Source organism: Micromonospora sp. bgisy143 (assembly GCF_057708145.1).
The window spans coordinates 1-11,145 of record NZ_JBYIRN010000056.1; the positions used below are offsets into that span (position 1 = coordinate 1).

Sequence of the window (11,145 nt, forward strand, 5' to 3'; positions counted from 1 at the left end):
CGTCCGATATATTGTCGCGGTGGACATACCGCTGCGTGAACCCACCTTCCTGATCCTGACCGCGCTCGCCGTCGAGCCGATGCACGGCTACGGGCTGATCGGCGAGGTCGCCGCCCTCTCCGACAACCGCGTGTCGTTGCGCCCCGGGACCCTCTACGGCGCGCTGGACCGGCTGGTCGACGCCGGTCTCGTCGAGGTTGACCGGGAGGAGGTGGTGGACGGCCGGCTGCGCCGCTACTACCGGCTCTCCCCCGCCGGCGACGCCACCCTCAGCGCCGAGACCGAGCGGCTCCGGCGCAACGTCGAGGCCGCCACCGCCCGACTCGCCGCCCGGGCCCGCGCCGCCCGACCGACCACCCCACGTCTGGCCGGAGGGCTCGCATGACCGACCTCGAACGCCGCTACCTCCGGCTCCTCGCCGCGTACCCCGCCGACTACCGGCGGGCCCGGGGCGCCGAGATCGTCGGCACGTACCTGGACCTGGCCGAGCCGGGCCGTCGCTGGCCGGCGCCCGCGGACGCCGTGGACCTCCTGCGCGGCGGCCTCCGGCAGCGGGTACGCGTCGCCGGCGCGATCCACCTGCTTCCCGGCGTACGTCTCGCCGCCGCCCTGGCCCTGCTCACCGCCACCGCGCTCGCCGGCATGTGGACGGTGCTCGAACTGCGCCCGGCACCGCCCGGGTTCGGCGAGCCGTCGGTCGGGCCGTTCGTCTCGCTCGGCATCGTGGCGTGGGCCGGTTGGCTGCTCGCCGCGGCGGCGCAGGCGCTGACACCCGACCGGTGGCACCGACGCGCGGTCGCGCTCGCGGTGCTCCTCACGGTCGCGCTCGTCCCCGCCGCCGCGCTCACCGGCCTGCCCCGCCCGCCGTTGTTCGTGCTGCTCCCCCAGGTCGGGCTGGGGATAGTGGCGCTCGGCGCGTCCCGCGAGTGGCCGGTGGCGCTGCGGGTGGCGCCGCTGGTCGCTGCCGTCGCTGGCCTGACGGCGGCCGCGAGCCTGACGCAGGAGAGTTTCGCGTGGACCTATCGCGCGGTGCGGGCGAGTCTGATGTTGCAGGACACCGCCGTGGCGGTGCTCGCGGTGACCGTGCTGCTCGCGGTCGGGCTGGCGGTACGCGGCGACCACCGGGGCGGCTGGGCCCTGTTGATCCTGCTCACCCCGATAGGTCTGCTGGCCCTGCACGCGCTGGCCGGCGCGGCGGACGGCATGCCGGGCGCGTTCATCCCGAACTGGGCGGCGCTCGCCGCGACGGCGACCGTGGTCGCGCTGGTCGGCCCCGCCCTGCTACCGCTGGCCCTCGCCGTCCGCGCCCGGCTGGCCCGACCCCCCGCGCCCAGCGCTCCCCACTGACCACCCGCACCCCCCGCCGCGCCGCACCCCGCCCCTGCCGCACCCCCGCCCCCCGCCGCGCCACGCTCCCATGATCGTGCTCGAACATGGTTCCAGTGGTCTCGAACGCGCCAGAAGCCACTACATCCATGTTCGAGCGCGATCTTGGGGCGCGGTCCGACGGTGGTCAGGGACGTGGCCGGCGCGCGGGTGGGCTGCTCCGCACGCGCACGAGCACGAGCACGAGCAGCACCAGGAGCAGGGCGGTCATCGCCAGTGCGCCGGGAGCCTTGGTGAAGCGGGCCAGGTTCGTGCCGTCCGGCAGGACCAGGAAGGCTGCCAACCCCGCCGGCAGTACGAACCACGTCGTTCGGGTGGCGGCGAGCGCGAGCAGTGCCAGTGGCCAGGTCGCGTACCAGGGGTGGAAGACCGGGGACAGGACGACGGTGGCGACGAGTGCCAGGGCGGCACCGTGGAGCGCCACGCGGCCCCGCGCCGAGCCGGCGAACGGCGGGCCGTCGGTGCCGACATCGTCCCGCCGTAGCGTGCGCCAGGTGCGCCACCAGAGCGCCACCAGCACGGCCGCGAGCAGCGCCAGCGCGACCGCGCGGGTCACCGGCACCGCCTGCGGATCGCGGCCGGCCAGCGCTCCGGCGTAGTCGATGACGAACCCGACGGCGGTGGGCGGGGAGGTCCACTGTTCGGAGTCGCCGCTGCGGGTCAGCCCACCCACCCAGCCGAAGCCGAGCCCGGTCAGCGCCGAGCTGCCCAGCACCGCGGCGGCGAGGCCCCCGCCCAGCCACACACCGTTGCGCAGCACCGTACGGCCCGACGTGCCCGCCAGCACGGCGAACGGCACCACCACGACGGCGGTGGCCTTCACCGTCACCGCGCACCCGAGCAGCGCCCCGGCCGCGAGCAACGCCGGTGGCCGATCCGGTCGCCCAAGGACCGCCAGCAGGCCGCAGAGCAGCAGGCCGAGCATCACCGCGTCGTTGTGCGCCCCACCCACCAGGTGCACGCCGACCAGTGGCCCGGCCAGCGCCAGCCAGACCGCGCGTCGGGCGGGTAGGCCGGCGGCCCGCGCCAGACCGGGCAGGCAGAACGCGGCCAGCACCAGCCCCGCCACGGCGATCAGGCGCAGCGCGACGAGGGCACCGACCAGACCACCGCCGAGGCTCACCGCGAGGGCCGCGAGCAGCACGAACACCGGCCCGTACGGTGCCGGGGTGTCCCGCCAGATCGGCGCGACCGTGTCCTGCCACGGGCAGCCCGCCGCCGCGACCCCCACCGCGTACGGGTCGAGGCCGTGCGCGTACGTCCAGCCCTGGCAGGCGTACGAGTAGACGTCCCGACTGCCCACCGGGGGCGCGAGCAGCAGGGGCAGCGCCCACAGCGTGGCGGTGACGTACGCCCAGCGGGTCGACGGGGCGCCGTCGCGCAGCGACCACCACGCGCCGACCAGCAGTACGGTGCCGACCAGCCAGCAGGTCACTGTCGCCGGGCCGCCCGGGGCCCGCCAGATCGACACGGGTGTGACGTTCAGCGGGGCGTCGGGCAGCGCCCCGCCGAGATACCCGGCCACGGCGAGCAGAACCGCGCCGAGCAGGCCGGCGTACCGGGCCACCGAAGGGCGGGAGAGCGGCGGCAGCGCGCCGGGAGCGGTCACCGGCGCACCTTCCCTCAGTCGGCGGCGACCGCCTGACGGGTCGCCCGAGCCGACCGTACCAACCGGACAGCCACCACGATCACCAACAACGTCATCAGCGGCGCCCCGACCGTCTTGGTGTAGCGGGGCAGACCGGTGCCGTCCGGCAGGATCAGGAACGACGCGACCAGGGCGACCACGAGGAACCATCGGGTACGCCGGGCGGTGGCGGCCAGCACGAACAGCGGCCACGTCCAGTACCAGGGGTGCACGACCGGGGCGAGCGCGACGGTGACGGCGAGCGCGAGGCCGGCGTGGAACAGGGGGTCCCGGGTGCGGGCGCGCCACCAGAGCCAGACGAGCAGGACGGCCAGCAGCACCACGGCGATGCCCCGGGTCACCGGCAACGCGTCGATGTGCGCGCCGAACGGCACTCCGAGGTAGCCGATGGTCTGCCCGACGGCGGTGGGTGGGGAGGTCCAGGCGATGGCGGCGCCACCCTGGGACAGCCCGCCGATCCAGCCGAAGTCCAGCCCGCCGGCGACGGTCACTCCGACCACGGTGGCGACGGCACCGCCGACCACCCAGCCGCCGTCGCGGAGCAGCGTCCGGAACCGGAACGCCCCGGCGGTGGCGGCCAACGCGGCGAACGGAACCACCACCACGGCGGTGACCTTGATCGCCACGGCGACCCCGAGGAGCAGCCCGCCGACCAGGAGCATTCCGCGCCGACCCGGATGCGAGGCCACCACGGCCAGCCCTCCGACCAGCGCGGCGAGCATCAGCACGTCGTTGTGAGGGCCGCCGATCAGGTGCGCGGCGACGAGCGGGCAGCCGAGCGCCAGCCAGACCGCCCGGGAGGCCGGCACCCCGGCCCGGCGGGCCAGCACCGGCAGCGCCCACGCGGTCAGCGCCACACCGAGCAGGGACAGGGCCCGGAACAGCACGATGCTGGCGTTCAGCGACCCGGTGAGCTTGACCACCGCCCCCGCGACAAGGACGAACAGCGGTCCGTACGGCGCCGGGGTGTCCCGCCAGATGACGGAGACCGTGTCCAGCCAGGGGCAGGGCAACGCGGAGACGCCATGCTCGTACGGGCTGAGGCCACCGGCGAAGCTGGCGCCCTGGCAGGCGTACGCGTACACGTCCCGGCTGCCGAACGGCGGCGCGACGAGCAGCGGCAGCAGCCACAGTCCCACGGTGACGAGCGCCCACCGTGTCGACGGCACCGCGTCGCGCAGAGCCCACCAGGCGTACGCCAGCAGACCGGTGCCGACCAGCCAGGCGGCCAGGACCAGGGGCCCGTGCGGGCCCTGCCAGATGCTGACCGGGGTGCTGCGCAGCGGGCCGCTGGGGAACGCGCCGCCGAGGAAGGCCGACAGCGCGAGCAGCGTCGAGCCGGCCAGGCCGGTCCAGCGCGCGAGGTGGGAGGGCACCCCGACATGCTGCCAGCACCCCAGCCGGCGGGCGACGGCAGGCACCGTCAGCAGTGCCGGGCCGGGGTCAGGTCGCTGGAGATCGTGTAGTCGCCGGGCGCGCGGACCCGCACCTCGGTCCACCCGTCCGCGCCGGGTCGCAGGCACCCGTCCGGGCCGCTCAGCGACAGCCAGCGTGACCAGCGCACCCGTACCGGGACGTCGCCGGGGGCGGCGGTCAGCCGCACCGAGCCCCGGTCGGAGGCGACGAGCCGGCCCGGCGCGCCGACCAGCGGCGTCGGGTCGGCCACCTCGTACAGCCGCCAGGTCGCATCACGCCAGACCTCCCGCAGGTACGGCAGGCCGGCGCGGATCAACGCGGCTTCGTCCCGGCCCCACCGGTCGGCGGGCGCGTCCGGGGCGACTGCCACGTAGGTCACCGCCGTGTCGCGCAGCCACCGCTGGTAGGTCTGCGCGCTGAGCGTGCCGTCGTAGAACAACGCGTTGCGGTCGCTGTCGACCTGGCGTTCCCAGCCGCGGGCCAACGGCACGGTCGGCGGCAGGTACGCGGACTCCCAGTGGTCGCGCAGCGGCACCACCTCGACCCGACCGACGGGCTGCCGTCGGTGCAGCTCCTCGACGAGCGGCCGGTGGAACGCCGGGGCGCTCTCCGGCGCGCCGGCCCGGGTGACGTCGCTGGTCATCACCGGCGACTGCCACCACACCGTCGCGGCGAGCAGCCCGGCGAGCCACGGGCCCGGCAGCGGGGCGTACCCGGCCAGCACGGGGAGCGCGAAGAGCAGCGGCAACCGCAGCGCGTTGGAACCGATCGGGCTGGGCACGTAGTACGCGCCGATCAGGAGCACGACGGTGAGCGCCGCCCCGACCCGCAGCACCCGTCGGCGACGGGGCACCAGGACCGCCACCAGCACGGCGAGCGCGACGTTGATCCGCATCGACTCCGCCGAGTACGGCTGGGTGCCGCCGTTGCCGAACAGGAGCGCGATCGGCGCGAGCGTGACCACCGGGGCCAGGGCCAGCACGAACCCCTCCGCCAGCGGTCGTTCCGTACGCCAGCCACCGGCCAGCGCCCGGCCCGGTCCGTCGCCGCGCCGGACGGCGGCCAGCAGCAACGCCGCACCGGCCAGCCCGGTGAACAGGCCGGCGACCGGGCTGGCCGCCGTGGCCAGGGCGGCGCAGCCGGCGGCGAGCGCCAACCGAACCGGGCGCGACGGGCGTTCCGTGCTGACGGCACAGAGCGCCAGCAGCCCGAACGTCAGTCCGACGGCGAACGTGATCCGGCCGCTCGCCAGGTTGCCGACCAGGACGACGGCACCGAGGACGCCGGCCAACAGTGGGCGGCGGGCCCGGCTGCGGACGAACAGCCACGCCAACGCGAACGCGCCGAGCACCGCGGCGACGGCCCCCAGTGGACGCACCCCGACCAGCGCTCCCAGGCGGGCGGTGAAGAGGCTGTAGCCGTACTGGTTGACGCCGCCGTACCAGCCGAGGTCCACAGGCGTCGCACCGTACCGGTCGGCGAACTCGGCGCGGGCCACCTGCGCCGCGAGGTCGGTGCCCATCCGGGGCGCGAGCAGGAACGCGACGGCGAGCACCAGCGCGACCCCGGTCGCCGCCAGCCAGCCGGTACGCCGTCCGAGTGGACGTGGCGGCCGGTCAGGCATTGAGGACCCGTTCGGCGGCGGCGCGGGAGCGGCGGCCGGTGCGCAGGTACTCGTCGAGGAACTCCCCCGGGTCGTCGCGGCCGAGCAGCCGGACCACCCCGGCCAGCTCCACGCCGTGCCGGGGCAACTGGTCGCCGGCCCGACCCCGGACCAGCATCAGCGCGTTGCGGACCTGCGCGGCCAGGGACCAGCCGGCGGCCATCTCGGCGGCGTCCGCCGGGTCGACCAGGCCGGCCCGCTCGGCCGCCGCGAGGGCGTCGAGGGTACGCGTGCCACGCAGCTCCGGGACCGCGCCCGCGTGCCGGAGCTGAACGAGCTGGACCGCCCACTCCACGTCGGCCAGCCCGCCCCGACCCAGCTTGGTGTGGGTGGCCGGGTCGGCTCCGCGCGGCAGCCGCTCGGTCTCCACCCGGGCCTTGATCCGGCGGATCTCGACGACCTGCTCGCGGGTCAGCCCGTCGGCCGGGTAGCGCACGGGCTCGATCATCGCCTCGAACTCGGCGCCCAGGTCGGCGTCCCCGCAGACGAACCGGGCGCGCAGCAACGCCTGCGCCTCCCACACCCGTGACCAGCGGGCGTAGTACTGGGCGTACGCGGCGAGGCTGCGCACCAGCGGACCCTGCCGCCCCTCCGGGCGCAGGTCGGCGTCGACACCGAGCGGCGGGTCGGGCGCGGGCACGCCGAGCAGTCGACGCAGCTCCTCCGCGATGGCGTGGGCGGCGGCGCTGGCGGCGCTCTCGCTGCTGCCGGCGGGCGGGTCGTAGACGAAGAGCACGTCGGCGTCGGAGAGGTAGTTCGACTCGTACCCGCCGAGCCGGCCCATCCCGATCACCGCGAAGCGCAGCCCGTCCGGGGCCGGTTGGCTGGCCCGCGCGGCCCGCAGCGCGGCGGCGAGGGTGGCGTCGGTGACGTCGGCGAGCGCCGTACCGACCTCGGTGATGTCGGCCAGCCCGGGCGACGGCCGGGCGGTGTCGTCCGTCCGGGTCGGGCTGGGGGCGAGCGCGCCGGCCCGGCAGAGCACGTCCGCGCAGGCCACCCGGACCAGCTCCCGGCGGCGCAGCGCCCGCACCGCGCGGGTCGCCTCGACCGGGTCGGTGTGCCGGGCCGCCGCCGCGAGGAAGCCCTCGCGCAGCACCGGGCGTGGTCGCGGCGCCAGCTCGTTCTCCTCGGCCAGCAGCCGCAGCGCCTCCGGGTCGCGGGCGAGCAGGTCGGCGACGTACCGGGACAGGGCCAGGACCCGGGCCAGCCGGCGGGCGACCGGACCGCCGTCGCGCAGCAGCCGCAGGTACCAGGGAGTGCTGCCCAGTTTGTCGGAGACCTTGCGGTAGTTGAGCAGCCCCCGGTCCGGCTCCGGCGCGTCGGCGAACTCGCTCAGCAGCACCGGCAGCAGGGTCCGTTGGATGGCCGCCGTACGACTCACCCCGCCGGTGAGCGCCTGGAGGTGCCGCAACGCCCCGGCGGGGTCGGCGAAACCGAGGATCTCCAGCCGGTGCCGGGCCGCCTCCGGGGTGAGTCGGAGCCCGTCGGCCGGTACCCGGGCCACCGACTCCAGCAGCGGCCGGTAGAGCAGTTTGGCGTGCAGCCGTCGTACCTCGGTGGCATGGGTGACCCAGTCGGCCCGGAAGCTCTCGACGGCGCTGCGGCCCGGCGTGGCCACGAAACCCAGCGCGGCGGCCAGCCAGCGCAGCGCGCCCGGCTCGGTGGGCACGGTGTGCGTGCGGCGCAGGGCCTGGAGTTGGAGCCGGTGCTCGACGGCGCGCAGGAAGCGGTAGCCGCGCAGCAGCGACTCGCCGTCGGCGCGGCCGACGTAGCCGCCGGCGACGAGCGCGCGCAGCGCGGGAATGGTGCCCGGCGCCCGCAGCGTCTCGTCGCCGCGGCCGTGCACGAGTTGCAGGAGCTGGACGGCGAACTCGATGTCACGCAGCCCACCCGGACCCCGCTTGATCTCGCGTTCCAGCTCCTTGGGTGGGATGTTGTCGATGATCCGGCGGCGCATCGCGCGGACGTCCTCGACCGCCTCGGGTCGTTCGGCGGCCCGCCACACCAGCGGCGCGAGCTGGTCGATCCACTCCTGAGCCAGCGGCAGGTCCCCGGCGGCCGGGCGGGCCTTGAGCAGCGCCTGGAACTCCCAGGTGCGCGCCCACCGGCGGTAGTAGGCGAGGTGGCTGGCGAGGGTACGCACCAGCGGGCCGCGGCTGCCCTCGGGCCGCAGGGCGGCGTCCACCGGCCAGGCGACCATCCCGCAGACGGAGATCAGCCGGGTCGCCACCTGGGTCGCGGCCGGCAGGTCGGCGTCCTCGGCGGCCACGAAGATCACGTCCACGTCGGAGACGTAGTTCAGCTCGCCGCCGCCGCACTTGCCCATCGCCACCACGGCCAGCCGGGGCCGCTCGGTGCCCGCCGCCAGCTCACCCACGGCGATCTCGTACGCGGCGGCCAGTGTCGCGTCCGCCAGCGCGGACAGCGCCGCCATGGTCTGCTCCAGGGCACGCCCGCCGGTGAGGTCGGCCGCCGCGATCCGCAGCAGGGACAGCCGGTACGCGGTCCGCAGCACCGCCACCGGGTTGCCGTCGCCGTCCGGTTCCAGTCGACCGTCGGCGATCGGCGCGAGCCCGTCCGGCGCGGTACGCAGCGTCCGGCAGTGCTCGGGATTCGCCACCAGATGGTCGCCGAGCGCCGACGACGCGCCCACTACGGCGATCAGCCGACGCCGCAGCCCGGGGTCGGCGTGCAGCTCCGCGAGCAGCGGCGAGCCGGCGGCGCTGCTGGTGCCGGCGGCGCTGCTGGTGCCGGCGGCGCTGGTGCCGCGCGGCGTGCCGGCACCGCTGGTGCCGTTGGTGCGGCGCTCGGCCTCGACGATGCGGTGCAGTTGGCGCAGCGCCAGGTCGGGGTCGGCGGCCCGGGACAGCGCGGCGAGCAGTTCCCCGGCCGCGTCGTCGACCGGCTCCTGCTCCTGCGGCTGCCAGAGGCCCAGCCCGTCCGGGCCGAGCAGGTCGGCGGCGCGGGCCCCACCGTCACCCTCGGCGGTGCCGAAGCCGTAGCGGGCGAGCCGGCCCGGCGCCCTCGTCGGCCGGCTCATCAGTGTCCGAGCAGCGGCAGGGCGGGCCGGATCGTGCTGTCGTCCAACTCGCCGAGGGCCAGCGCGGCGAACCGGGCGGCGAACGGCTGCCAGACCTCCTCGACGTCCACCATCACCGAGTCGCAGGCCGCCACCACCAGCTCCGGGTCGTAGCCCAACTCGGCCAGCAGGGTCGAGTCGGTGGCCCAGTCGGCGATCATGGCGGTGTCGCACTCGATGTGGAACTGCAACCCCCAGGCCCGGTCGCCGAGCCGGAACGCCTGATGTGGATACCGGGTGGAGGCCGCCAGCAGGGTGGCGCCCCGGGGCAGTTCGGTGATCTCGTCGGAGTGCCACTGGAGCACGTCCGGGATCAGCGGCACGTACCGGAACAGCGGGTCCTGCTCGGCGGCGTCGCGCCGGCCCACCACAGCGGGACCAATCTCCGGCCCGGACGGGCTCCGCTCGACCAGCCCGGCGTGCGCCGTGGCGAGCAACTGCGCGCCCAGGCAGACGGCCAGGGTGGGCACCCGGTACCGGACCGCCTTGCGCAGCAGGCCCTCCACGGCCGGGAACCAGGGCGCGCCGGGCGAGCCGTCCGGCAGCGGGTACGCCTGCTGGTCGCCGCCCAGCACCACAAGCGCCGCGTACCCCTCGAGGTCGGCGGGGAGTTCGTCACCGGCGTGCGGGCGGACCACCCACAACTCCAGCCCTGCCTCGGTCAGCCACTCACCCAACCGGCGCGCGTCGTCCGTCGGGTCGTTCTCGATCACCAGCGCGGTTGCCACCCGTCGAGGCTAGCGGGTGCGCCGCGCTGCGCCACGCCCCGGCGCGGGTCCGTGCCACCGGCTGGGCGTCTTCGTGCCGGGGCGGTGGTTAGGCTCTGCTGTTGTGATCAACGAGGAGACCGCCGCCGTCCGCCCGCCCGTCCTGCGCCCGGGTGACACGGTGCTGCTCGTCTCGCCGTCCGGACCGACCTCCCCGGAACGGGTGGCCCGGGGCGTGGAGTTGCTCACCGGCTGGGGTCTGCGCCCGATACCGGCCCCGAACGCGTACGCCCGGCACGGCTACCTCGCCGGCACCGACGACCTGCGCGCCGCCGACCTGAACGCGGCGTTCGCCGACCCCACGATCCGGGGGGTGATCTGCACCCGGGGCGGGTACGGCGCCCAGCGGATCGTCGACGCCATCGACATGGCGGCCGTGCGCCGCGACCCGAAGGTGGTGGCCGGCTTCTCGGACATCACCGCGTTGCAGCTCGCCCTCTGGCGGGGCGCCCGACTGGCCGGAGTGCACGGCCCCGGGGCGGCCTGGCGGGACGAGCGGACCCCGCTGCGCTCCGCCGAGTCCCTGCACGCGGCGCTGATGACCACCGAACCGGTGACCGTCGAGGCCGTACCCACCGAGGAGACCTTCGACGTACGCGTCCCGGGCCGCGCCACCGGCACCCTGCTCGGCGGCAACCTGTGCCTCATCGCCGCGTCGATCGGCACACCCGACCTGCCCGACCTGACCGGCGCGGTGCTGTTGATCGAGGACGTGCAGGAACCCCCGTACAAGGTCGACCGGATGCTCACCCACCTCCGGCGGGCCGGCGCGCTGGACGGGCTGGCCGGGGTGGCCGTCGGGCAGTTCACCGACTGCGGCGACGGCTGGGACACCACGATCGTCGACGTGCTCACCGAACGCCTCGGCGACCTGGGCGTACCGGTCCTCGGCGGCCTCCCCATCGGCCACGGCCAGGACCAACTGACCGTCCCGGTAGGCACCGAAGCACTGCTCGACACTGAAACCAACACCCTGACCGTCACCCCCGCAGTCCAATAACCCCCTCTCCCTCTCCCTCTCCCCCACCCCCGCCCGCCCCGGCCCCGGCCCCGGCCCCGGCCCCGGCGATCATGAAGTTGTTGTCGGTCGCTTCGGCGTGTCGCGGCAATAACTTCATGATCGGCGCGGGTCAGCGCGGGTCAGCGCGGGTCAGCGCGGGTCAGCGCGGGTCAGCGCGGGTCAGCG

General features: G+C 75.7%; 8 protein-coding genes. 3 read left to right on the top strand and 5 right to left on the bottom strand.

Features of this window, described 5'->3' with window-relative positions; all coding sequences use genetic code 11:
* Positions 1–19 precede the first annotated feature (19 nt).
* Together AC3EN4_RS31615 and AC3EN4_RS31620 are read left to right on the top strand one after the other, a co-directional pair.
* Positions 20–385, top strand: coding sequence for a PadR family transcriptional regulator (locus AC3EN4_RS31615; RefSeq protein WP_435210197.1), 366 nt, complete (start codon positions 20–22; stop codon positions 383–385).
* On the top strand, positions 382–1,347 hold the full coding sequence (locus tag AC3EN4_RS31620; RefSeq protein ID WP_435210185.1) for a hypothetical protein: 966 nt from the start codon (positions 382–384) through the stop codon (positions 1,345–1,347). Before AC3EN4_RS31615 ends, AC3EN4_RS31620 begins: the two co-directional genes overlap by 4 nt.
* Before the next feature lie 166 nt (positions 1,348–1,513).
* Here AC3EN4_RS31620 and mptB (AC3EN4_RS31625) read toward each other — a convergent pair whose 3' ends face one another.
* Genes mptB (AC3EN4_RS31625) through AC3EN4_RS31645 form a run of 5 tightly spaced genes read right to left on the bottom strand, consistent with a single transcriptional unit; the run spans position 1,514 to position 9,920 of the window.
* Positions 1,514–2,995, bottom strand: coding sequence for a polyprenol phosphomannose-dependent alpha 1,6 mannosyltransferase MptB (gene mptB / locus AC3EN4_RS31625; RefSeq protein ID WP_435210186.1), 1,482 nt, complete (start codon positions 2,993–2,995; stop codon positions 1,514–1,516).
* Between the two features lie 14 nt (positions 2,996–3,009).
* The gene (mptB, locus tag AC3EN4_RS31630) at positions 3,010–4,410 is read right to left on the bottom strand and encodes a polyprenol phosphomannose-dependent alpha 1,6 mannosyltransferase MptB (RefSeq protein ID WP_435210188.1); all 1,401 of its coding nucleotides are present in this window, start codon (positions 4,408–4,410) and stop codon (positions 3,010–3,012) included.
* Between the two features lie 47 nt (positions 4,411–4,457).
* Positions 4,458–6,074, bottom strand: coding sequence for a hypothetical protein (locus AC3EN4_RS31635; RefSeq protein WP_435210190.1), 1,617 nt, complete (start codon positions 6,072–6,074; stop codon positions 4,458–4,460).
* A complete protein-coding gene (locus tag AC3EN4_RS31640; RefSeq protein WP_435210192.1) occupies positions 6,067–9,153 on the bottom strand; it encodes a bifunctional [glutamine synthetase] adenylyltransferase/[glutamine synthetase]-adenylyl-L-tyrosine phosphorylase in 3,087 nt (1,028 codons plus the stop codon). Before AC3EN4_RS31640 ends, AC3EN4_RS31635 begins: the two co-directional genes overlap by 8 nt.
* Positions 9,153–9,920: a type 1 glutamine amidotransferase gene (locus tag AC3EN4_RS31645; RefSeq protein WP_435210194.1), complete on the bottom strand. Its 768-nt coding sequence runs from the start codon at positions 9,918–9,920 to the stop codon at positions 9,153–9,155. The genes AC3EN4_RS31640 and AC3EN4_RS31645 overlap by 1 nt, the downstream gene beginning before the upstream one ends.
* A 103-nt stretch (positions 9,921–10,023) precedes the next feature.
* On the opposite strand from AC3EN4_RS31645, the gene AC3EN4_RS31650 reads away from it, so the two are divergent.
* Positions 10,024–10,959 (top strand): S66 peptidase family protein, encoded by a 936-nt coding sequence (locus AC3EN4_RS31650; RefSeq protein ID WP_435210195.1) that lies wholly within the window; start codon positions 10,024–10,026, stop codon positions 10,957–10,959.
* Positions 10,960–11,145 lie beyond the last annotated feature (186 nt).